At 36.9% G+C, this 21,848-nt stretch carries 22 protein-coding genes and 3 pseudogenes; 23 read left to right on the forward strand and 2 right to left on the reverse strand.

The features are described from left to right. The first annotated feature begins 2 nt into the window (after positions 1 to 2). Positions 3 to 1,106: a sodium ion-translocating decarboxylase subunit beta gene (locus AC25CA_RS01875; RefSeq protein ID WP_486815347.1), complete on the forward strand. Its 1,104-nt coding sequence runs from the start codon at positions 3 to 5 to the stop codon at positions 1,104 to 1,106. 185 nt (positions 1,107 to 1,291) lie between these two features. Here the strand turns inward: AC25CA_RS01875 and AC25CA_RS01880 are convergent. Further along, a pseudogene (locus AC25CA_RS01880) lies at positions 1,292 to 2,454 on the reverse strand (IS256 family transposase); the annotation flags it as partial. 362 nt (positions 2,455 to 2,816) lie between these two features. Here AC25CA_RS01880 and AC25CA_RS01885 point away from each other — a divergent pair. From AC25CA_RS01885 to AC25CA_RS01935, 11 genes and pseudogenes are all read left to right on the forward strand, one after another. Next, positions 2,817 to 3,179 (forward strand): hypothetical protein, encoded by a 363-nt coding sequence (locus tag AC25CA_RS01885; protein WP_486815348.1) that lies wholly within the window; start codon positions 2,817 to 2,819, stop codon positions 3,177 to 3,179. Positions 3,180 to 4,607: 1,428 nt separating this feature from the next. After that, complete coding sequence (locus AC25CA_RS01890; protein WP_486815349.1) at positions 4,608 to 5,636, forward strand: adenine-specific methyltransferase EcoRI family protein; 1,029 nt, start codon at positions 4,608 to 4,610, stop codon at positions 5,634 to 5,636. 9 nt (positions 5,637 to 5,645) lie between these two features. Further along, positions 5,646 to 6,743 carry a DNA cytosine methyltransferase gene (locus tag AC25CA_RS01895; protein WP_486815350.1) on the forward strand — a complete coding sequence of 366 codons (1,098 nt, stop codon included), beginning with the start codon at positions 5,646 to 5,648 and terminating at the stop codon, positions 6,741 to 6,743. Between the two features lie 275 nt (positions 6,744 to 7,018). Then, entirely contained in the window at positions 7,019 to 7,144 is a 126-nt protein-coding gene (locus AC25CA_RS01900; RefSeq protein ID WP_486815351.1) for a hypothetical protein, read from the forward strand. Positions 7,145 to 7,230: 86 nt separating this feature from the next. Then, positions 7,231 to 7,545: an IS66 family insertion sequence element accessory protein TnpA gene (tnpA, locus tag AC25CA_RS01905; protein WP_486815352.1), complete on the forward strand. Its 315-nt coding sequence runs from the start codon at positions 7,231 to 7,233 to the stop codon at positions 7,543 to 7,545. Positions 7,546 to 7,599: 54 nt separating this feature from the next. Next, positions 7,600 to 7,890: pseudogene (gene tnpB / locus AC25CA_RS01910) on the forward strand (IS66 family insertion sequence element accessory protein TnpB). Positions 7,891 to 8,093: 203 nt separating this feature from the next. Next, positions 8,094 to 8,288, forward strand: a complete 195-nt coding sequence (locus AC25CA_RS01915; protein ID WP_486816585.1) for a hypothetical protein — start codon at positions 8,094 to 8,096, stop codon at positions 8,286 to 8,288. Between the two features lie 169 nt (positions 8,289 to 8,457). Then, complete coding sequence (locus AC25CA_RS01920; RefSeq protein ID WP_486815353.1) at positions 8,458 to 8,664, forward strand: IS66 family transposase; 207 nt, start codon at positions 8,458 to 8,460, stop codon at positions 8,662 to 8,664. A 123-nt stretch (positions 8,665 to 8,787) separates the two neighbouring features. Next, a complete protein-coding gene (locus tag AC25CA_RS01925; RefSeq protein WP_486816586.1) occupies positions 8,788 to 8,991 on the forward strand; it encodes an IS66 family transposase in 204 nt (67 codons plus the stop codon). Positions 8,992 to 9,143: 152 nt separating this feature from the next. Beyond that, positions 9,144 to 9,302: pseudogene (locus AC25CA_RS01930) on the forward strand (IS66 family transposase); the annotation flags it as partial. Beyond that, the gene (locus AC25CA_RS01935) at positions 9,288 to 9,491 is read left to right on the forward strand and encodes a transposase domain-containing protein (protein WP_486816587.1); all 204 of its coding nucleotides are present in this window, start codon (positions 9,288 to 9,290) and stop codon (positions 9,489 to 9,491) included. The pseudogene AC25CA_RS01930 and the gene AC25CA_RS01935, both read left to right, overlap by 15 nt. 304 nt (positions 9,492 to 9,795) lie before the next feature. On the opposite strand, the gene AC25CA_RS01940 is transcribed toward AC25CA_RS01935, so the two are convergent. Further along, positions 9,796 to 10,128, reverse strand: coding sequence for a hypothetical protein (locus tag AC25CA_RS01940; RefSeq protein WP_486815354.1), 333 nt, complete (start codon positions 10,126 to 10,128; stop codon positions 9,796 to 9,798). A 491-nt stretch (positions 10,129 to 10,619) separates the two neighbouring features. Between AC25CA_RS01940 and AC25CA_RS01945 the strand changes: the two genes are divergently transcribed. From AC25CA_RS01945 to AC25CA_RS01995, 11 genes are all read left to right on the forward strand, one after another. Next, positions 10,620 to 11,066, forward strand: coding sequence for a hypothetical protein (locus tag AC25CA_RS01945; protein ID WP_486815355.1), 447 nt, complete (start codon positions 10,620 to 10,622; stop codon positions 11,064 to 11,066). 12 nt (positions 11,067 to 11,078) lie between these two features. After that, the gene (locus tag AC25CA_RS01950) at positions 11,079 to 11,966 is read left to right on the forward strand and encodes a hypothetical protein (protein ID WP_486815356.1); all 888 of its coding nucleotides are present in this window, start codon (positions 11,079 to 11,081) and stop codon (positions 11,964 to 11,966) included. Then, positions 11,963 to 12,442, forward strand: coding sequence for a hypothetical protein (locus AC25CA_RS01955; protein WP_486815357.1), 480 nt, complete (start codon positions 11,963 to 11,965; stop codon positions 12,440 to 12,442). Before AC25CA_RS01950 ends, AC25CA_RS01955 begins: the two co-directional genes overlap by 4 nt. Before the next feature lie 401 nt (positions 12,443 to 12,843). Next, entirely contained in the window at positions 12,844 to 13,029 is a 186-nt protein-coding gene (locus AC25CA_RS01960; RefSeq protein ID WP_486815358.1) for a transposase, read from the forward strand. Positions 13,030 to 13,206: 177 nt separating this feature from the next. Continuing rightward, positions 13,207 to 13,464: a helix-turn-helix domain-containing protein gene (locus AC25CA_RS01965; RefSeq protein ID WP_486815359.1), complete on the forward strand. Its 258-nt coding sequence runs from the start codon at positions 13,207 to 13,209 to the stop codon at positions 13,462 to 13,464. A gap of 79 nt (positions 13,465 to 13,543) precedes the next feature. After that, positions 13,544 to 14,386 (forward strand): IS3 family transposase, encoded by an 843-nt coding sequence (locus AC25CA_RS01970; RefSeq protein ID WP_486815360.1) that lies wholly within the window; start codon positions 13,544 to 13,546, stop codon positions 14,384 to 14,386. 429 nt (positions 14,387 to 14,815) lie between these two features. Then, on the forward strand, positions 14,816 to 15,040 hold the full coding sequence (locus tag AC25CA_RS01975) for a YdbC family protein (RefSeq protein ID WP_486815361.1): 225 nt from the start codon (positions 14,816 to 14,818) through the stop codon (positions 15,038 to 15,040). A gap of 131 nt (positions 15,041 to 15,171) precedes the next feature. Then, a complete protein-coding gene (locus AC25CA_RS01980; RefSeq protein ID WP_486815362.1) occupies positions 15,172 to 15,876 on the forward strand; it encodes a CBS domain-containing protein in 705 nt (234 codons plus the stop codon). Positions 15,877 to 16,139: 263 nt separating this feature from the next. Continuing rightward, on the forward strand, positions 16,140 to 16,964 hold the full coding sequence (locus AC25CA_RS01985) for a CheR family methyltransferase (protein WP_486815363.1): 825 nt from the start codon (positions 16,140 to 16,142) through the stop codon (positions 16,962 to 16,964). A 1-nt stretch (position 16,965) separates the two neighbouring features. Beyond that, positions 16,966 to 19,953 carry a response regulator gene (locus AC25CA_RS01990; RefSeq protein WP_486815364.1) on the forward strand — a complete coding sequence of 996 codons (2,988 nt, stop codon included), beginning with the start codon at positions 16,966 to 16,968 and terminating at the stop codon, positions 19,951 to 19,953. Beyond that, the gene (locus tag AC25CA_RS01995; protein WP_486815365.1) at positions 19,943 to 21,838 is read left to right on the forward strand and encodes an HD domain-containing protein; all 1,896 of its coding nucleotides are present in this window, start codon (positions 19,943 to 19,945) and stop codon (positions 21,836 to 21,838) included. Before AC25CA_RS01990 ends, AC25CA_RS01995 begins: the two co-directional genes overlap by 11 nt. The last annotated feature ends 10 nt before the right edge of the window (positions 21,839 to 21,848 follow it).

Consider the following 21,848-nt stretch of genomic DNA (forward strand, 5'->3'; position numbering starts at 1 on the left):
TCATGTTGCAGAATTTCATTGACAGTATCGGTTTCTTTGCCCTTACCGGGCAACAGATTTTGGTGATAATCATAGCCTTAGGATTTATCTATTTGGCCATTGTTAAGAAGTATGAGCCTTATCTGCTATTGCCAATTGCTTTTGGCATGATGACAGTTAACCTGCCCTTAACAGGGATTATGGACCAAGGAGGACTCTACTACTATTTGTATCAGGGGGTCAAGCTTGGCATTTACCCGCCAATCATCTTTCTGTGTGTTGGTGCGTCTACAGATTTTGCTCCTTTGATTGCAAACCCCAAAAGCATACTTTTGGGTGCAGCTGCCCAGTTTGGTATTGTGGTTGCTTTTTTAGGGGCTATATACTTGGGCTTTGATACAGCTGTTGCAGCGTCTATTGGAATCATAGGCGGCGCGGACGGACCAACGGCAATCTACCTGACAAGTAAATTGGCACCGGATTACCTGGGACCGATCGCCTTGGCGGCTTATTCATATATGGCGCTTGTTCCCATTATTCAACCGCCAATTATTAAGGCTTTAACGACAGAAAAAGAACGAAAGATTAAGATGACCCAGCTTCGCCAAGTCAGCAAAGCAGAAAAGGTTATCTTTCCAATCATCATCATTTTGTTGGTTGTCTTGTTTCTGCCTTCCTCGGCACCACTGATTTTTATGCTGATGTTTGGCAATCTCTTGAAGGAATCCGGCGTTGTGCCCAAGCTGGTTGATGTGGCTCAAAACAGTTTGATGTATATGGTAACCATTTTTCTTGGGGTCACCGTTGGTGCAAAAGCGAGTGCGGATGTTTTGCTTGATCCCATGACATTGAAAATTATTGTGCTGGGTCTGATTGCTTTTGCCTCTGGGACAGCATCGGGTGTCTTGTTTGGTAAATTCATGTGTTTCATCACAAAAGGAAAAATCAATCCAATGATTGGTGCAGCGGGCGTATCGGCAGTACCGATGGCTGCTAGAGTTGTACAGAAGGTGGGTCAGGATGAAGATTCGAGCAATTTTCTTCTTATGCATGCCATGGGGCCCAATGTTGCCGGGGTAATAGGTTCCGCCATCGCCGCAGGCATATTCCTGAGTATTCTACAATAGAAATACTTTTGCCGATTATGGGGAGTTTTCCCTAACAAGTAGTCTTCTTAGATTCATAGTGTTTAAACATAAAGGAGAAGGTGATTACCTTCTCCTTTATGTTATCTATAGTTATATTCTGAATGTTTATAGCACTAGGCTTAGAGCCAAGTTCATAAAGTGTGTAATTTCTCTCGGCTATGTAGTTAGGTAGCTGCAGCATATTTATGAGCATCCTGGTATGGATAGTAATCCTCCATAGAGAGATATTTTTTGCCGGAAGTCCATTTTTCACCTTGCTCCATAAGCATGGCTCCGATCAGTTGAATCAGTGAAGTTTCATTCGGAAAGAGGCGGATTAGTCGCTCGCGATGAAGGGCTCTATTGATTCAGCCTTTCAAGCTGTTGCTAGTTCTAAGTCGTTTGCGATACTTCTTTGGAAGACTCATGACAGCCATTACATCATCGAATCCAAGTTCTAAAGTTTCCATGACCTGTGGCGCTGTATCAGAGAAAGTTCCAAGCATTTCATCGCGAAGAGATCGGGCGATCTCAATCTTAGGTGCGTTGTGAATCTCTTTTAAGCATTGTTTGATTTCAGGTTGCTTGCGTCTTGGAGTTTTATCTAAAACATTTCTTGAGAAATGCGTCTGGCATCGTTGCTACGAGGCGTTGTGAAAGTGCATAGTCACAGCATTCACTAGACCGAAATGATTATCAGAAGCAACAAGATCAACGTCTGTAAGACCACGTTTTTTCAACGTAGAAAAGAATTCGATCCAGCTGGTTTCCGATTCGGAGTCTGAAATGCTGAAGCCTAGTATTTCACGCTTGCCATCTTCATGGACACCGATGGTAGATAGCAATCTTTTTGAAGGTGCACGGCTATTCTCGCGTACTTTGGTGTAGAGTGCGCGAGAACGAATTGATACTTACTGGTCAGCTTTCGGTATATGAATTTACTCACAATCGGATCCAAATTCTTGCAAAGATTCGATACGGTTGATTTGGAAAACTGCTTGCTGTGTAGTTCTTCAGTAATCACACTGACTTTTCGTATAGATACATCGTTGGCGACCGTTTCCATCATGGCAAGCACAAGGCTTGTTCGCTTCTCTGATACGGGAAAAACACCGTCGTAGAGAACTTGCCGTCACGAAGTTTGGGCACATGAAGTTCAATTGTACCAACTCGTGTGGTTTATAGTACGCATGCGAAAGCCGTTGCGATAACCGGTGCGTTCCTCGGATCGCTCATAGCGATCAGCACCAACTTGTTCACGGGCTTGGGCATTCAGTACCTGATTGAGGATGCATTCCAGCAGTTTGGAAAAGACTTCATCTTTGCCATTTGAAGTGAAAAGTCCGTGCTAAATTTAGGAATCTAGAGTAATATTAATCTGAGTTATTTGGTATTTTCTCCTCGGGTTGATAGTTTTCGACAATTCAATTTAACCGAGGTTGAACCCAAGTGGCTCATTTTTATTCTTTTGAATTAACATCATTATACGCACTTTATCAGACCATAGTCGTTAGTGACTAATATTGTATGCTGTTTGTTCCAGAAGTAAATGGATATTTGATTTCGGAAAATGAATTATAAAGTGGATTATCAATATATATTCCAGAAAACATTGATGACGTGTATAATGAAGTTATTATTCACAATTTTAATACGTTTAATAACTGGCTGAAAATGGAGCTAGACATCAAGATTTAGGGAGTGAATTAAATGAATTTCACAGATTGTTTAATTAGAAATGGTATTGTATTTAAAAAACAAGAATACAATGATAATTGCATTTTGTTTAAAATAAAGAATGCAATAAACATTGTTTTTATGAATGAAAATTCGAGTAGTTTTAAGCTGGATAGAGATTTGTTTTATTATTTAATAAATCAAAATTTACCTTATGCATTTGTCCTGTTTAATAAAAAAGAGAACAAGGTTTTTTATCTTGAATTTAAAGATAAAATTAATTGGTTAGCTTCAAGTTTTGAGAGATGTAATAAGAACAGTTTGTATTTAGGCAAAATTGTTTTGAATAACCAGAGTGATGAAATGACTATATTGAAACAGATTCAAATATTTTGATTATATTAAGGGGTGTGGAAGGTTAACTAAAATATCGATATTTCGAATCAATTAAGTGACTTTATCTGGAACAGACCATTATGCGTATAATTAGATATATAAAGGCATTTCAAAGATGGCCCAACGTCAGTGCAACTGAATATTTCTGTTTAATTGAATCCACACTCACAGTGAAATTTACCCACCTTCACTCTGAAATTTACAAAGGTTGTCGGGAAGAGAGCCATTATTGATGAGTTACTATAATTGGGGTTATACAATCAAGTTATGCAGGAAGATAAGGGCTGCGATACTATAACCATGCAATCTGTATGAGGAGATACTGATATTTGATTTCATAGTACCTATCCAGTAAAGGTGGGAGTTAGCAGTAAGGTCAAAATTTGCGATAGTGTATTACACTTTTGAATTGACTCAAATAGCGTGAAATAAATCAAATGGTTGTAAATGAGAACGAAAAATTATACAAGTCTGATCATGAAAACCTGTCAAGAAAAAGCATGCAACAAGGACTGATCATGAAATTATAGAATTGCATTGAGTTTTTGTGAGCAGATCTTATAATATTTTTGTACCAAAAGGTCCGTGAGTAGTGAAATATACTGTAAATTCGATTCTCTCAGTTTTGAGGAAGTCGAATTTACTTTTATTGTTAGGTAAAGTGCGGTGAACCGTATCATGTGTAACCACAAAAATCTCCTAATATTCACAAAATTATATTAATTAAAGTTAGTTCATTCTATAGGTAGTACAAAAAAACGCTATGAAGAGCCGTATGCCTTAAGAGGGTAGGTACGGACTTGTGTAAGGGAATGGGCGACCACGTCCATGTTTACTAAAGCTTCGAAAAATTTCAGCATATATTTATTCTAGTTCTTTCTATAACCCTTGTGTATAATGGAAAAATGCGATATAATAAGAACATACGTTCGACATAGAGCTGTCGAGTAATAACGTCCTGAGTTTGTTTGAACTAATATGTGTTTAAATTATACGAGGATGTTTAAAGGTCAAATGAATACAAATCCAGTAAAATCAAGGGCTTAGAAAAGAGAAACCAATTATTACATAGGTTGGGTTACTCAGAATATGAGATATAGCGGATGCGTTGAAAGTACGATTATTGAATGATATAATCAAAAATAGTGCTTTAATGAGTAATGTGAGATCACTATAAGTTGCAAAGACTATTTGGCTTAGTAATTGAGAGAGCAGTTAGATATACTCAATTACAGTAAATGTGTTGGTTTATTAGGAAATTAAATAGCGTGAATTAGAAAAAACAGCTATATCTCGCTTCGAATTAACGAATCAATGTGCAGATCCTTAACTGAGGTATAGACGTTATAATATAATTTAGAAAAATGATGACTAATTATATATGACGGGTTAAAAGGAAGGTTTAAATAAACTTAGGAGAGGAATTAAATGAAGGGTAATTCAACATTGAATAAAGCCAAGTATTCTAATAACACAGATGAGTGGTATACAACTTACAAAACAGTGGAAGAAGAAGTGCAACATTATAAGGAACAATTTTATGGAAAAACAGTTCTCTGTAATTGTGATGATCCATATGAGTCGGCATTTGCAAGGTACTTCTTAAAAAAATTCAATGTCTTAAAATTACGGAAGTTAATTTGTACTTCTTATAAAGGATCAAGAATTGTAAATGATTCTAAACTTAATGATGATAGTGATTGCAAGGTGAGTAGTCAGTATGCATATGTTCTGGTTGTGGAGAAAAGATTTAGTGCTTCTGAAACTATACGCGATTCTGAAATTGTGAGTTTCCTAGAAACAAGTGGTACTGTAAAAAAGTTAAATGGAGATGGCGATTTTCGTAGTGAAGAATGCGTAGAATATTTGAAAGAAGCTGATATTGTGGTTACTAATCCTCCTTTTTCTAAATTTACAGACCTGTTTTCTCTTTTAGTAAAGTATGAAAAAAAATATTTATTGATAGGAAATCAAAACGCGATTACTTATAAAAAGATTTTTCCATATATTAAAAATGGTTTTGCATGGATTGGGTATCATTTTGGTGATATGTCATTCAAAGTTCCCAATAATACTGCACCAAGGAAAACTCGATTTTGGATCGATGAAAATGGGCAGAAATGGAGAAGTTTAGGTAATGCAATGTGGTTGACTAATTTAGATACACAAAGAAAACACCAAGAACTAGAGTTGACATGCTTATATAATCCGGAAAAGTATTCTAAGTATGATAACTATGATGCAATTCATGTATCTCGAGTTTCGGAAATTCCTATGGATTATTTAGGTATAATGGGTGTTCCTTTGACTTATCTCAAGTATCATAACGAAAAGAATTTTGAAATAGTTGGAGAAGCAAATCACGGCTCAGACAATGAATTTGATCTATTTAAACCAATGGTAAATGGAAAATTGACATATAAGCGAATCCTAATTCGTAATAAAAAGATTAAATAAGGAATGGTGATGATGGAAAAATATAGGATATTAGATTTGTTTTGTGGCGCTGGTGGAATGTCCTATGGTATGCATAAGAATCCTCATTTTAAAACGATGGTTGCCTCGGATGTTAATGAAAAATTATCTGTTACATTAAAGAAAAATATGCCAGAAGTAGAACTTATCACCGGTGATATTAAAGATGCGCAGGTAAAAAAACAAATCATTGAAGCCTCTCAGAAGCATGGAATTAATATGATTATAGGTGGACCACCTTGTCAGGGATACTCAATGAAAGGAAAAAAACTTGGATTAAAAGATCCGAGGAACTATTTATTTCTTGAGTATCTGGGTTTGGTTAAAATCTTACAACCTGATGTTTTTGTAATCGAGAATGTAAAAAGTTTGCTATCAACCTCTAAGGGATGGTTTAAAGAACAGATAATTTCTGAAATCGAAGAGTTGGGTTATCAAGTAGATGTTGGAGTAATAAAAGCTTCTGATTTTGGTGTTCCGCAAGCAAGAGAAAGAGCAATATTTATATGTTGTAAGCACAAGAAAATAAGGCTTCCGTTACCAATAGTGGATAAACCAATCACAGTAAGGGAAGCGATAGATGATTTGGCATATTTAGAATCAAATGAAGGCGGTTTTGAGCAAGAATATATTAAAGATGCGACATCTGAATATCAAATGATGATGAGGAAGAATAGTAAGAAGTTATACAACCATAAGGCATCGAATCACGCTCAAATTGCTATCAAAAAATTAAAATATATTCCCCCTGAAAAAGGTAAAGAATATTTACCTAAAGAGTTGTTGGGGAATCAGAAGTACCGTTCAACTTGGGGTAGATTAAAATGGGATGAACCTTCACCCACAATAGATACGAGATTTGATGCTGCTTCAAATGGTAAAAACAACCACCCTTTTCTAAATAGAGCTATTACGCCGAGAGAAGCTGCAAGACTACAGTCTTTCGATGATAGTTATATTTTTCATGGGAAAAAAGTGGCGATAAGAACACAAATCGGTAATGCAGTCCCGCCATTAATGGCTTTGGCAATTGCCGATACGATATATAATCAACATACCGGAGAGGAAAATAAGGACGCTGAAAACTAATGAATGTTCAAATTGAATATTTAGTTGGAAATATTATCGATGATCATTCTATAGTATCTAAATATATGAGAGATTGCATTAAATCGATGGAGTAAATTAATAACTATTAGAGATATAAAACACTACAGGTCGAGTCAATCGTCTTAAAACGGACATCTGAAAAAAGAGATCATTAAATTTGGGTAGTGTAACAAATTTTGTGTAAATTCATAGAATCTTCCATGAGAGTAATTAGTGAGATAGAATTAATTACGAAGTAATGGAGGGTTCTTTTTATGAGCAGGAATGATAAGATTGCAAATTTAACGAAAGAACTCATGAAAGATAAGAACATCACTGTCGTGGCTGAGTTGCAGAGCATTCTCAAGGTAATGCTGAAGAATGGCAACATCGCCCGTTAAACGTAAGCGTCAAACCGAACGCACATAGTTTTCAAGTAATAGAGATGATAAAATTAGCTCACTAAATAACGGTGAGGTGATTTTTCATGGACAGAGAGTTGAACAAGCAGAAATGGCAAGAGATCATAGAACACCAGAGATCAAGCGGATTATCTCAAAAGCAATGGTGTGAAGAGAATCAAGTGAATCTTCACAGTTTTAGGTATTGGGTGCGCAGATTGAAGGGGATTAAGACGGAAACCGATGAGGTTAGATGTGTAAGTCTCGACAGCACAAGAAATGCACCTGCAGCAGACATTGTAAAAATCACTATCGGAAGAGCTTCGGCTGAAGTTAGGAAACAAACCGACAAGCATTTGCTCGCGGAAGTTCTCGGGATACTGATGGCACATGCTTCATGAACGAAATGTTGATCCTGTGTAATTAGCGCTGGGCGCAATTGATTAAAAAAATCGATTGATGGCTTGTCTTTATTTGTTCAAGAGAAAATCATACTGGACCCTTTCTCTAGGAATTTGTATGTTTATTGCAATCGAAAATGGGACAAGATTAGAATTCTTGAATGGGATTAATCGGGCATTTGGCTACATTATAAACGACTTGAAAAAGATAAATTTAAGTGGTCTGATAAAACTGATGGTTCTCACGTGGCAGTGGATGAACGATCATACAGATGGATGCCTGACGGTCTTATCATACGGGTAAGATATTCCCATAGACCCGTTACCGCACGGCAAATTTTGTAGCCATGAACATACTGGGAAAAATAGTATTCGCGGCTTTTTCTTGATGCGAAAAAGTTGATCTGTGGTATGGTTAATACATGGAAAACATTGAAAAATCAATACTTGCAGCTGATATTATAACTGTATAGCTTGTGCACGAATCAGAGAATTAAGTTGCTGTTTTGAAGCATGAAAATGAAGGGTTTAAAGATAAAGTCAAGTTCTTGGAAGAGCAATTCAAACTGTCTCAATCGCAGAAATATGGTTCACCATCTGACACGGCGGATCCTATGCAACTCATGAGGAGGAGAAGCTATCAATTCAAAAAAATTGAAGAACCGGACCTGGAAGAAATCACATACAAACGTAAAAAAGACAGATCCAAAAGTCGTAAGACCTATAAAGACCTTGAAGCGTAAAGGTATATTATGAGCTTCCAAAGGAAGAACAAATCTGCCCAAAATGCGACCATGAACTTCATGAGATGAAGGTTAAAATACGAAAAGAACTGACGGTTATTCTGGCACAAGTCTTTGTGAACAGGAAGGCACTGGCGGAACCATTATGAAAGCCTAGTCGCCCAATCTTGTGATTCCAGGATCCTTGGTCTCTTCGTCATTTCTTGCTTTTATCATGGACAAGAAATATGAACAGCAGCAGCCGCTATACAGCCAAGAGAAAGGGTTCGAAAACTTTGGTATCGACATATCCAGGCAGAGCATGGAAAATTGGATCGTTAAAGGGAGTGAGGACTGGCTGAAGCCCCTTTATGATAAGATGCATATGCCGTCCTAAAAGAAGAATGATCCATGCGGATGAAACGCTGATGAACGTCTTGGACGAGAAGAACAATAAGAAGAATTACATGTAGTTCTACTCGTCGGCGATATGTGGCGAGTATCAGATAAAACTCTATGAATACCAGCCTTCAAGAGCGGTAAGACATCCGAAAAAAAATTGGATGGGTTCTTTGGCTTTCTTCAAACAGATGGTTATCAAGGGTACAACAAAATTCCTGATGACACACCTGTGGGCTGTCTCGCCCATGGCCGCAGAGACTTTACGGATGCCATAAAAGCTGCTCTTAAAGATGCTGACATTGTAAAAAACCAAAGCACATGAGGCTATTAACGATTTAAGAGAATCTATAAGCTCGAAAAGAAATTTCAGAAATTATCCAATGAAGAGCGTTACGAAAAGCGACTTGAGAAAATCAAGCTGTTATTTGAGAAGTTCAAAAACTGGCTTGATGATGAGGCAGAAGAACGTTACCAAAGAGCAAATTGGGTCAAACGATCAGTTACAATCTTAAGCAGTGGGACAAGATGATCGGATTTTTTGAAGACAGCAAAGTTTCTGTCGACAACAGCCATGCGGAACGCGACATTCGGGCATTCGTGGTTGGTCGCAAGAACTGGTTGTTTGCAAAATCGTCTAAAGGAGCTGTAGGCAGTGCTGTATGCTATAGCATTATTGGAACAGCCAAGGCTAACAATCTAAAACCATTTCAGTACCTGACCTATCTGTTTGAGAAACTGCCGAACAGTGATGTCAATGATGAAGAAGCATTGGATCAGTTGATGCCATGGTCAGACTCAATTCCAGAAAATTTGAAATCATAATTTCAAGACGAGTAAAAAACACCACTTATCATCAATTTAATGATGGGTAGTGGTGTTTTTAGTATTTTCGATTATTTTCCGGGAGACATGTGTCGATTTGACGCTTACCTGAGCTGCATTTTAATCCCGATTATTCCTAAACGATTATCCTTTTGATACTGGTTCAAGACAAGCTTGGAAAACACTGTATCAAAAGCTTTATGAGTTGGCCTACCAGAATGAAGCCATTGATAATAGCCGCTTCGAGAACATTCTAAAATCCTACTCAACAACGCAACGATGTGTTTCTCACGCAAGCGGTCAATTACTTTGAATTTTTCTTCTGTTTTTCCGGATAGGTCAGGTACATTTTTTTATATTCTAGCGCCTTTACATATTCAATTAATTCCTCTCGGGTCATGTCTTCAGGACTCAGCGTCTTTGTTTTCTTGGATCGACTTGCTCGTTTGTGTTTACCTTTTCCACGATTATCATAAGTAGTGCCAGTTTCAGGGTACTGTTCAACCCAGTGTGCCAGTACGCTTCTATCACAAATTTTATATTTCTTGAGGAGATCTGTTGTCCTAGTGTCTCCTGATAAATACTCTTCGACAATCTTGTTCTTTTCTTCAATTGTGTATTTTGGACATTTTCCCATGTATGCCTCCTCGCTTTAATCAATCAAAAAAGATGCTGATCACGATATGATGCCTTTAAAGTAGACACGGTAATTAATCAAATTGCCGTGTCTACTTTGGAAATATTTTTTATGGGAAGAAAACCTAAGTTCCGCAAGCTGTTGATTCGAGCTGCGAGTGAAATAATTTGGATCGGAAGACATATAAAGAGTGGTATTCGATATTTCTTTTTATAGTTTTCTTCAAACGAAGAGATTACATAAGTATTACCGAAGAATAGACTATTGATTTGCAGTGTATTTAGAGAACCATGTGTGTATAAGTTTGTATATGGGTTTGGAGTCACAATATTTTGAGAGATCTAATTATTTTGACGAATTTTTAGAAGACCAATATGGTATAATAAGGAAAGTGACTGTTTTTAACATATTTGTCTTAAACTGATCGAATAGCTGTCTTTTTTGGGTATATACGGGAATTGAAAATAAAAATAATTGCAAAGGAGATTTTTATGAGTTTATTTAGTGGGCATGCAAAAGGAATTGTTTTTTCATCAAAGGAAGATTTTTTTGAAGTTCTTGGGTATTTGGCGAAATCGGATGTATTAGTGCATTTTGAGGCGCAGGTCCCAACTGAAAAAATAGCTCAGTTTAAATCAGAATTGCCTGGGCAGAGTTTTTATGAAATTGATACCACTGATCGAACAAGGCGTGGTGATCCAATGAAAACTGGAGTTCAGTTAAGACTTTATTTTGAAGATATATCGAAGATGCCTTTAAGTTTGAAAGCGCATGTTGTAAAGGGAAATAGAATAAATAGAGGTGTTTTTGCGGAGGAATTATTAAAAAATTATGGGTTTGTTGTTGGTTTTTCACAAAATTCGGATAAAATTAGAGATATCATTGAAACAAGGCATCCTAAATATATTCCCGATTTTGATAGAGGGCTTGCATTATAAGGGAGAATTTTTATGAATTCGGAAATGGCTTATTTACTAGGTCTGATATGTGGAAATGGTGAAGTTATTAGACAAGCAGATGATACAATATTCTCAATTGAAATTCCACATAGAAAGATAGTGACAGAAACTAAGCAGGATGTAAAAATATTTGTTAAAGCAAGTATTAGCGATATGAGAAATATTTTAGAACCATTAATTGGTACAAGCATTTCTTTTGTGCAGAATAAAGGTGTTACGTATATTAGATTTACAAAAAAAAATGAAGATTATTTAGTGCGAGAGATAGTTCAATTTATTGGCAAAGCTGCTAATCATAGAAATATGAGAGTTAGTAGTAAGGTGTTTAATTTCACTACTGATGAAAAGGTTATGTTCTTGAGAGGATTTTCTGATGTAACAGGGTACATTAGGAGAAGCAATTATTTTTATCAAAAACATAAACATAGAGTTTATTTAGAGATTCCGCATAATTGGAATCTTGTTGTGGATATATGTAATTTATTGAAGTCAATCGATGTCCCAGTTCAAAGCATAGACTGGGCACATCCAAATATGAGAGATCCAAAACGGAAGAAATATGATGAAGGAAAACCCGATTTTTGGAAAAAAGAACATCAAATTAAGATTTGGGCAAATGAATTTTCAAAAATTGGTTTTGAGGTCATCCACAAAATGGAAGCGTTAGAATTGTTCGTGGAAGAATTGAATAAAGGTTTTACACTTGGGGGAAAATCTTCTGAAACGGTTACCCATAGATTCTATTGGGAGTGTAGGAATATTCCAAAGCTTAAGCCAAATCATCCTGGTGAATACGATAATTTCTTACCTAAAGAAATTCGAGGTAAACATTACAACGGATGGAAAGAAATTGCTCATGATTTGGGGTATCATGAATGAGAGAATTTGACTTATATGAACCAATGAGACGTTGGTTACAAACATACCTTGAGGATAAGTATATAGGGTGGGAAGTTATTACTACAATTGAATCTAATGGTATGCGGTTGGATAGAGTACTAGGAAAGTATGGGATTATTGAAGTGGCTGCAATAGGTGTAGAAATACAAATTGATGTATTAGGCATTGTTCGCAAAAATGGAAAACACAAACTGTTCTTTATAGAAGCAAAGAAAACTCAACTTAATCTACATCATTTGGGTCAATTGTGGGCATATTGCAAATTGATTGATCCAGAAGAGGCTTTTCTTATGACACCAGAGGGCTTTGGAAGCTTAAATAAGATCTTATGTGTTTTAAAAAGAGAAGATTTATTGGATTTTGGGAATGGAAAAGTAATCAAGAAAATGAAAATTGTTAGATGGAATAGACGGAGTAATCGACCGGATCAACAAACTATGATTCCAAAGGTTTAATTTGTAATGAATTAAAAAGAATTGTTGAAGTTTACAATTTAAAGAATTCTATAAGTTCATGTTTTCGCATTGGTTTTGTTATCATTTTTTCTATGAGAGAGGAAAGAATAAGAAAGGAGAATTTTTGACATGATACGATGGATCAAATGGATTTTTAGTTTGGCGTTGAAAATTGCGTTTTTATTCTTCTTTGTATTAGCGGCATTAGTAAAAAACTCAAGTAAACCTAGAAGAGGATGGTAGGATGAGTAGTCAGCTGTGATAGAGACAGTGATTCAAAACGATTGAGCTTTGGAGACCCCATCTAATTGAATGAAGGCGTTGTTCTGAGATTGATATGATACCTCCAAAGTAGACATGGTAATTAATTAAATTACCATGTCTGCTTTGGAGGTGTTTTTATGAGAAGAAAACCTAAGTTCAGTAAAGAAGTGAAAATAGACGCCTGTGAAAGATATAGTAATGGGCATGGAAGTTTTGAAAGTGTTGCAAAGGAAGTAGACTGTAGTCCAGAACAATTCCGGCAATGGTATCTCAAATACCAGATACATGGAGCTTCGGAATTTGAAACAAAGAGCACAAATTAAACATATAGCAAAACCTTTAAGCTATTAGTCGTATAGTCTTATATTTCAGGTGAGTATTCATTAGCGGATTTAAGTGCAAAGCATAAGATTGCATATGGAGTAGTTCGACGGTGGGTGAACAAGTATAATAGTGGTATAGAGTTGAAAACATATGATCCCAAAAGTGAGGTCTATACCATGAAATTGAGAAGAACAACTTTTGAAGAACGCCTAGAAATCGTCAACTGGGTGATTGTAAATAACATGAACTACAAGGAAGCTGCCAGCAGATTTCAAATCAGATATGCTTTGGTCTATAAATGGACTAAAGATTACGAGAAGAAAGGCGCTAAAGCGCTAAGATACAAGAAACGCGGTCCCAAGGCAAAATCAGCCGTCGATGAAAGCTCTCTGAGCGAGGTTGAGCGACTTAAATTAGCACTTGAACGAGAATAGGCGTTACGGAAAAGAGCAGAATTCGAGCTGGAAGTTCTAAAAAAAAGGAAGAATTCGAACAGAAAAGTCACTTTCGAACGTGAGACAAGCAGCAAGTTATCAGACAATCGATAATTATCGTAATCGAGGCTATTCCGTCTCTATGATCTGCGAGGTGTTGAAAGTTGCAAGAAGCGCCTACTACAAGCATAAGAACAGAGTTAAACCGCAGAAGGAAAAGGATGATGAGCAACTATGTGCATTAATTCAGGAGTATCACGCTACCTTTGACGGTATTCTCGGATACAGGCGAATGAGCATGTTCATTAATCGTTTAATGATGCATTTAGGGATTTCGGCAAGAATTCGAAGAAAGAAAGTGAACCGCAAGAGATCAAAGCCGGACTATGTGAAAGAGAATGTTTTGGCAAGAGACTTCCATGTGGGAAAACCGAATGAAAAATGGTTAACTGATGTAACGGAGTTCTCCATTCCGAACGACTCAAGAAAACTATATTTGAGTCCAATTATGGATTTGTACGACAATAGTATTATTGAGTATGAACTTTCACTAAGAAACTCCAACCATTTTGTTTTCAAGATGTTTGATCGAGCCGTGGCCAATAATCCAAGTGCAAAACCGATATTTCACAGCGATCGCGGTTTTTCTTATACTGGGGCTGTTTTTAAGCGCAAGATTGAGAAGGCAGGAATGACACAAAGTATGTCACGTGTTGGCAAATGCATTGACAATGGACCGATGGAAGGCTTTTTCGGAACCTTGAAAGCAGAAATGTTCTATGGTAGAAAATTTGATTCCTTGGAAGCTCTCAAGAACAAGATTAAAATGTATATCCAGTTTTACAATAATAAAAGATTTCAAAAAAAATTAGGATGCTTGGCTCCGATGGAATATCGGAATCAAACATCCTACTGTGCATAATTTTAATTAAATGGCCTGTCTACTTGACAGGGGGCAGTTCAGAATGCCGCGGAGTACTACTATTCAACAAATGATGGGAAATGGTACTCATGCGAAAGAGATGAGTTTGTTGACTCAAAGGTAATTCAAGATGCGTTAATGAGGGTGGCCGAGCGTCGAATGGCAATCATGTATCATCGGACTGGAATCAAAAGATATCGCAAAAGTTATAAGAGCCGGTGCTATAATTCGATAATCGAAGAAGCTTTAAAGAAAATGGGAGAAGAGATAAGCGGATTGAAAATGAATAATTAAAAAACAAAAGACCTTGGCGAATTGAACTAAAACCTAGAAAGTAGACACTTAAAAAAAGTGATCTTCTCTTCTAAGTTTTTCTTGTTTGATAACCTAAGAAGAATTAAAATACAGATATATGAGAGGAGGACAAATATGTCAGATTTTAAGTATGAAATAGTTGAACATGTGGTTGTATTATCTGAAAAGGGAGATTGGACGAAAGAATTGAATATTGTCAGTTGGAATGGACGCCCTGGGAAATATGACTTACGAGATTGGAACCATGAAGAAGGGAAAATGAGAAAAGGGATAACGATTACGAATGAGGAACTTGAGAAGCTTCGTGATACCTTGAACGCATTGGAGCTCAATAAATAAAAATTGCAATCTTATGTATAAGCACGATTGTATGAATTGTGAACGTGGGTGATGATGTAATCGCCCGCGTTTTGTTATAGAATAAATAAGTGAATATGAAAAGTTCGAAAGGCAAACAAGAGGAGATTTTAATGAAAAACTCAGAAGTGTTTTTATCGACATATCAAGAGATAGAAGAATATTTCCAACGGGAGTTGGATTCGAGCCATCATCTACGCTTTTACGAGATGGTGAATCGGATGAAAAAAAAGAGCGCAGCTGTACGTCGTTATGAATTTGATCTTCGGGAATATGCAGATCTGCGTAACGCTATAACCCATGGGAATATGGGGGAGGATGTGGCGATTGCTGAACCCCATGACAAGGTCGTAGAAGACTTGCAGAAAATTCGGGATCAGATTGTGGCTCCGCCTGTCATCACAAAGATTGTTACCCATGATGTAAAGACCATTGATGGATCAATGAGATTCTCCGATGCACTGGGTCTAATGAAAGAGCATGGCTATGGGCAACTTCCTGTATATGAAGAAGAACAATATCAGGGAATTTTCAATGGTGAAATTGTCATGCGCTGGTTGCGGTCTAATCATAAGCGAGAGGTGTTGAAGATGAATCAAGTTACAGTCAATGAAATCATTGATAGTGATTCAGCACAAAGTCATCAAGTAATATTTAAACCACGCGCAGCTTCCGTACTCGATATTCAAGAAACGGTAGAGCGATATACGGACAAGCAATATCGCTTGCAGGCTATTATTATCACCGAGAATGGCAAGCCGACTGAGAAACCATTAACGATTATTACCTCGGCAGATTTGCCATTGATTTTTGAGTAAATCGACAAGAGACAGGACCCTTTGTAAGGGTTCTTTTTTTGTGATAAGCCATTCGAATATATGTGTATTCAAGCTACCTTGATGATTTTATCGTATTTTTTAGGATTGTGGAGAAACAAAAGTTTTTTTAAGTGAGAACGAGTTTTAATAGCGTGAATATTGGGAATAGAATATAATGGAATCAAAACAATCTGCTAATAAATAACATTGCTGAGAACGAAAGACTAAAGAACGGTTTAGCAGTCTGGAGGGAGATGTAAGAGATGGAAAGAATCAAAGACTACTTCAAAGTACATTTCGATAAAGATCTTTCTTGTTATCAGGAAGAATTCTTGAAACGATCCATTGAGAAAAGAATGGCTGAAAATGGTATTGATAATGAGGCTTTATATGCAGCTAAGCTTGAGAACAATCAAGAAGAAGCAGAATGTTTTTTGTCTGCATTAAGTGTTTATTACTCAGAATTCTTTAGAGAACCCTTTGCTTTTTGGTATCTTGAAAAACATATTATTCCCGAGATTATGCGAAAGAAAAAACAAGGGCAGGAAATACGAATATGGTCGGTTGGATGTTCTATTGGACAGGAGCCATATTCAATTGCGATCTTGTTGAATGAAATGATACAAAGAAGCAAGATTGATATAAACGTAAGAATATTTGCTTCTGATATTTCAGGAACCTTGCTTGAGCGGGGAAGACTAGGCAATTATAGTCGACTGGAAATGAAACAGTTAAAGCTAGAATATCTTGATAAATATTTTACTGAAAGTGGGGATCACTATGAAGTGAGTCCATCAATCAAAAATCAAGTGACTTTTCTTGCTTATGATATTTTAGATGCGAATACAATCTGCCCAGCTGAAAGTATCTTTGGTGAATTTGATATTATCTTTTGTCGTAATCTGATGATCTATTATCATGCTGATTATCAAAAAATGATTTTAAATAAGCTCGAACGATCTTTGGTATCAGGTGGTTATTTAATTACTGGAGAAGCAGAAAGTGCCTATGCTGAAATGTGGTTGAAGCATAAGCCCCTCATGTTGTCAGGAGCAGTGTTTAAATCGGATTTCGATAGGAGGATGTAAGGTGAATTTTAATCAGATGAATATTGGAAAACAATTGAAAATAGGTTTCTTGATTTTGGCATTGTTAATGGGGTTAATGAGTGTGTTTACCCTTTGGCAAACTTATGAATTGTCAAGGCAAACAGAACTTTTATATGGTCATCCTCTTCAAGTAAGACGTGCCCTGGATAATATTAAAATTAATCAACAGAAGATGAGTGTTGCTATTCTGAACATGCAAGTCGCTGACAGCGATGAAAGTTTGGTCCAAGCGTATGATCTTCTCTTAGGGTACAAGGCAGAGATCCCTAAATATATGGATATTTTAGATGAATTGTACTTGGGGCCAGAGGAAGATATTGTAAAAATAAATACGTCTTATATTCTTTGGGAAGAAATGGTTTTGCGAAATGCGAGCTTGTTGCTACAAGGAGAACAGGTAAGTGTGAAGGCGAATATGAAGCCTGGCAGTGAGTATGATTTGCATACAGAAGTTCTTCAAGAATCTTTTGATACTGTGGATATCTTTGCGAAACAAAAAGCAGATTATTTGTATCAAACATCGGAACAGAGTCGAAAAGATATTATAGTGACGAATTTTGCACTTTTTGCAACATTTATGATAATTGTTTATGTGTTGTCAAGACGAATCTATAGTAATGTCCAAGACCCTCTACGTGACTTGGTTGGAGTTATTAAAGAAGTCGATAGTGGAAATTTATCGGAGCGCAGTTCGATTTCGTTGAATAATGAGTTTGGTGAATTGGCAACAGGATTAAATGGGATGTTAATCAGCATAGAGAATAATGTGAAGCTGAACGAAAAAAGCGCTTCACTTTCTGAAATTATGTTAGCTGATGATCATATTGAAATCTTTTTTGAGAGCCTGTTATCGGGCTTGTTAAATAATACAAATGGTCAGTTAGGAGGCGTCTATCTTCTTGATGAGGCAGAAAGCACCTATGAGTTATTTGTCTCCATTGGTATGGATAAGAATAAAAGGATCGCCTTTGATCGAGCAAGTCTAGAAGGAGAGCTGGGTCTTGCAATGGGTAGTCGTAAGATTCAGGTGTTGAAACAAGTATCTGAAAGTACTCGTTTTGTATATCCCGCAGCCATGGGGAATTTGCTTCCGAAAGAGCTAATTACAATTCCAATTATGAATCAAGACCGCATTATTGCTTTTATTACTTTAGGGAGCGTAGTTGGATTTAGTGAATTGACATTGGTACATTTAGAAGAAGAACGAACAGTGATGAGTACACGGATACAAAGTGTGATTGATATACAACAGAAAAAGATGAATAAAGAAAAATTAGAAATGCAAAATACGGAGTTAGAAGCCCAGAAAGCTGAACTGGATGCGCTGAGTACAGAATTAAAAGAACAAAATCACGAGCTGGAACAGCAAAAGGAAGAATTGAGTGAGGCAAATCGATTGAAGACGAATTTTCTTTCAAATATGAGCCATGAGCTTCGTACGCCATTGAATTCAGTGATTGCCTTGTCAGGTGTTCTAGAGCGGCGCTTAAGAACCAAAATATCCGAAGAAGAAAGTAGTTATTTAGAAGTGATTGGGCGAAGCGGGAAGAACCTTTTGGAAATGATTAATGAAATATTGGATATTTCAAGAATTGAGTCTGGACGAGAAGAACTTGATCTCTATCAGTTTGATCTCAATGACTTGGTAGGTGATGTGTTTTCAATGTTGGCTCCTCTTGCTGAAGAGAAAGGAATTGAGCTTAAGTACAGAAATGATGGTCAAGAAAACCTAATTATGAGCGATGAGAAAAAAATTCGCCATATTATTCAAAACCTTTTGAGTAACGCAGTAAAGTTTACCGATCAAGGATCTGTTGAAATAGCGATTGAGATTGATTCGGACCAAGTGAAATTTACAGTTACAGACACAGGAATTGGAATCTTGGAGGAAAATAAGGATAGTATTTTCGAAGAATTTCGTCAGGCTGATAGCAGTACGACCAGAATGTATGGTGGTACCGGTTTGGGCCTTGCGATCGTAAAAAAATATACAGAGTTCTTAAAAGGCACAATCTCGGTTGATAGCAATTATGGAGAAGGTTCAATCTTTACAGTTATAATTCCACAACTTCATTTACCGGATGAAGGGGTGAGTCAAATCATCAAGAAAAGGTATGACTCTACTTTCGAGTTTTCTTCTGCAGTTTTGTCGAATACGAAAGTGGTACAAAATGACGGGCGTTTAGACCACTTGCTCATCGTTGAAGACAGTGAACCTGCGGTTATTCAACTACGAGATGTTTTCGAGGAAGAAGGGTACAGGGTGACCGTTGCACGAAACGGATATGAGGCCATTCAGATGATTGCAGAAAGTCAACCTGATGGGATTATTCTTGATTTGATGATGCCAAAAATTGATGGATTTACGGTATTGCAAACGATACGGGAAAGTGAACTTACAGCGAAGATTCCGGTATTGGTCTTATCGGCTAAGCATATTACAAAAGATGAGTTGAGTCAGTTGAAACATAATCATGTTTACCAATTGATTCAAAAAGGAAATATTAACCTCACTAAGCTAAAGTATGCTGTATCGACAATGATTCATCCCATTGAACCGCCATCAGAACCGATTCAAAAAGTAGTGTTCGATCAAGCGAAGAAACCAGTGGTTCTTGTTGTTGAGGATAATCCAGATAATATGCTTACGGCACGTGCCGTGCTGAGCGATCAGTTTATTGTGATTGAGGCTGAAGATGGTGAGACCGCGGTTCGAATGGCTGCAGACCATATACCGGATATTATTTTAATGGACAATGCGCTTCCCGGTATGGATGGTGTGGAAGCCTTTAAAGAAATACGAAAGAAAAGTGAGCTTGCTCATATTCCGGTGATTGCATTAACGGCGAGTGCATTGACAACGGATCGTGAAATTTTTCTAGCATATGGATTTGATGCTTTTATTTCAAAGCCAATTATTGAAGAGGAATTAGTAAAAGCCATAAAAGGGGTTTTATATGGATTCTAAATATCGATTTTTAATTATTGATGATGTAGAGGATAATTTAATTACGTTGAAGGCATTGATTTTGGAAGTATTTCCGTATGCTATTGTAAGTGTAACGCAAAGTGGTAAGAGAGGGATTGAGCTGGCAAGAGAAATGGAGCCCGATGTTATTTTATTGGATATTTTAATGCCTAAGATGGATGGATTTGAAGTTTGCAAACGGATTAAGGCAGATCCTTTATCTGTCGGAATTCCCATTCTTTTTATCACAGCATTGAAAAGTGACAAAAAAAATCGGATGAGAGCCCTTCATAGTGGTGGGGAGGCCTTTTTAACAAAGCCCGTTGATGAAGTTGAACTTTATGTTCAACTGCGAAGCATGCTTAAAATACGCGAAAAAAATAAAAGTGATAAAGAAAAGACAGAGAAGTTGAATGAACTTGTATTGAAAAGAACCGTAGAACTTGAAGAGCATAAGGAAAAGTATAAAAGCCTTTTGGAAGATCTGCCAGCGTTAATCTGTGAGTATCAGCCAGATTCTACCTTAACTTATGTCAATCAATCGTATTGTGACTACCACAATCGGACCAGCGAGGAGCTAATTGGCACAAAGTTTTTGAACTTATTAACAGAGAGACACAGAGAGAAGATTAAAAGAAGCTTTATGATTCTTTCACCAGATACGCCATTAAATATATCGATGGAACAAGATCAGGTAAATGGTGAGATGGTTTGGCTCGAATGGAGAAATCGAGCGATATTTGACAATGAAGGTCAGATTATGCAATTTTATTCAATTGGAGTAGATGTGACACAGCGAAAAAAAGCAGAGCAAAATCTGGTTTTTCTCAGCTATCACGATCATCTCACTGGTCTTTACAATCGACGTTTTTTTGAAGAAGAGTTAAAACGATTAGACCAAGCTCGAAACTTACCATTAACGATTGTTATGGCTGATGTGAATGGGTTAAAAATTGTGAATGATTCTTTTGGTCATGCTGCAGGAGATCAATTATTGGAAAGAGTCGCTGATGCAATGAGAATTGGTTTTCGAGCAGACGATATTATTGCAAGAATCGGTGGAGATGAGTTTGCTATGATTCTGTCAAAAACAGATATGGAGGCGGCGAATCAAATCATAAATAGAGCAAAAGATAAGATGAAAGTGCTTTCAAAAGGGAATATATTACAATCTGTATCATTTGGCTTTCATACAAAAATCCATACTGACGAAAATATTAACGAAGTCTTTGCTCAGGCAGAAAACTTCATGTATCGCCATAAAATATATGAAAGTGCAAGTATGAGAAGCAAGGTTGTTGAACTGGTCATGAGTAGTTTATTTGAGAAAAGCCAAAGAGAGATGAGTCATTCTAGACGAGTTGGTGAGATTGCGGCTTCTATTGCCAAAGAAATGGATTTTTCTGAAGAACACATAATGGAAATTCGAACAGCTGGGTGTATTCATGACATTGGCAAAATCGGCGTACAAGAGAAAATTTTAAATAAAGATGGAAAGCTTACAAAGGATGAGTGGGGGGAAATTAAAAAACATCCAGAAGCGGGTCGTCGAATTCTTTCCTCGATTGACGACTTTAAAATTATTGCTGAGTATATTCAAGCTCATCACGAAAGATGGGATGGAAAAGGGTACCCCGATGGAATTTTTGGCAATGAAATTCCGGTAGAAGCAAGAATTATATCGGTTGCTGATGCCTATGATGCAATGACATCAGAACGATCATATCGAGAGCCAATGGAAAGAGAGGTTGCTGTAGAGGAGATTATGAAGAATTCTGGCAGTCAATTTGACCCCTCGGTTGTGGATGCATTTTTAGCAATAGAAATGCCGGATGACTGGAATGTACAGCAAACTGATGAGGCCTTTTTTTGTTTTAATGCCTAGTGCAGGAATA

This window comes from Gottschalkiaceae bacterium SANA, from assembly GCA_036323355.1.
Classification (GTDB): domain Bacteria; phylum Bacillota; class Clostridia; order Tissierellales; family GPF-1; genus GPF-1.

Bases quoted from the DNA above. Each gene is read 5' to 3' on its own strand.
- AC25CA_RS01980 (WP_486815362.1), top strand. From the start codon at position 15,172: ATGAAAAACTCAGAAGTGTTTTTATCGACATATCAAGAGATAGAAGAA.
- AC25CA_RS01900 (WP_486815351.1), top strand. From the start codon at position 7,019: ATGAGCAGGAATGATAAGATTGCAAATTTAACGAAAGAACTCATGAAA.
- AC25CA_RS01885 (WP_486815348.1), top strand. From the start codon at position 2,817: ATGAATTTCACAGATTGTTTAATTAGAAATGGTATTGTATTTAAAAAA.
- tnpA (WP_486815352.1), top strand. From the start codon at position 7,231: ATGGACAGAGAGTTGAACAAGCAGAAATGGCAAGAGATCATAGAACAC.
- AC25CA_RS01940 (WP_486815354.1), bottom strand. From the start codon at position 10,128: ATGGGAAAATGTCCAAAATACACAATTGAAGAAAAGAACAAGATTGTC.
- AC25CA_RS01955 (WP_486815357.1), top strand. From the start codon at position 11,963: ATGAGAGAATTTGACTTATATGAACCAATGAGACGTTGGTTACAAACA.
- AC25CA_RS01950 (WP_486815356.1), top strand. From the start codon at position 11,079: ATGAATTCGGAAATGGCTTATTTACTAGGTCTGATATGTGGAAATGGT.
- AC25CA_RS01890 (WP_486815349.1), top strand. From the start codon at position 4,608: ATGAAGGGTAATTCAACATTGAATAAAGCCAAGTATTCTAATAACACA.
- AC25CA_RS01975 (WP_486815361.1), top strand. From the start codon at position 14,816: ATGTCAGATTTTAAGTATGAAATAGTTGAACATGTGGTTGTATTATCT.
- AC25CA_RS01995 (WP_486815365.1), top strand. From the start codon at position 19,943: ATGGATTCTAAATATCGATTTTTAATTATTGATGATGTAGAGGATAAT.
- AC25CA_RS01945 (WP_486815355.1), top strand. From the start codon at position 10,620: ATGAGTTTATTTAGTGGGCATGCAAAAGGAATTGTTTTTTCATCAAAG.
- AC25CA_RS01875 (WP_486815347.1), top strand. From the start codon at position 3: ATGTTGCAGAATTTCATTGACAGTATCGGTTTCTTTGCCCTTACCGGG.
- AC25CA_RS01985 (WP_486815363.1), top strand. From the start codon at position 16,140: ATGGAAAGAATCAAAGACTACTTCAAAGTACATTTCGATAAAGATCTT.
- AC25CA_RS01895 (WP_486815350.1), top strand. From the start codon at position 5,646: ATGATGGAAAAATATAGGATATTAGATTTGTTTTGTGGCGCTGGTGGA.
- AC25CA_RS01965 (WP_486815359.1), top strand. From the start codon at position 13,207: ATGAAATTGAGAAGAACAACTTTTGAAGAACGCCTAGAAATCGTCAAC.
- AC25CA_RS01960 (WP_486815358.1), top strand. From the start codon at position 12,844: ATGAGAAGAAAACCTAAGTTCAGTAAAGAAGTGAAAATAGACGCCTGT.